Here is a 421-nt window from a genome sequence, read left to right as displayed (position 1 = left end):
GAACGGCCAGCTGTCACTGGCGTTACTGCTGGCGGTGCAAATTGCCGCGGGCGTACTGGCCTTTGGGGTGATGATTGTGCTCTCCCGCCACCCGCTGGTAGTGGAGATGAAGCGCCAGTTGTGCCGTAACGAGAAGATGAAAACGCTGCTTCGCGCAGGCTAATTTTTTGAGGTCATTATGAAATTATTGATTCTTGGCAACCACACCTGCGGCAACCGTGGCGATAGCGCCATTTTGCGCGGGCTTTTAGATGCCATCAACACGCTCACGCCTGAGGCCGAAGTGGATGTGATGAGCCGTTATCCGGTGAGTTCTTCCTGGTTGTTAAATCGCCCGGTGATGGGCGACCCGCTCTATTTGCAGATGAAAGCGCACAACAATGCGCCGGGCATGGTCGGGCGAGTGAAGAAAGTACTGCGC

General features: G+C 55.6%; 1 protein-coding gene. It reads left to right on the top strand.

Translation table 11 applies throughout. From position 1 onward, the window contains the following. Positions 1–178: 178 nt before the first annotated feature. On the top strand, positions 179–421 hold a 243-nt coding region (locus tag GO615_RS28180), incomplete at its 3' end, for a hypothetical protein (RefSeq protein WP_211167438.1).

The sequence above is a fragment of the Aromatoleum evansii genome (assembly GCF_012910805.1).
In the GTDB taxonomy this organism is placed as follows: domain Bacteria; phylum Pseudomonadota; class Gammaproteobacteria; order Burkholderiales; family Rhodocyclaceae; genus Aromatoleum; species Aromatoleum evansii.
This window is presented reverse-complemented; position numbering and strand designations above follow the sequence as displayed.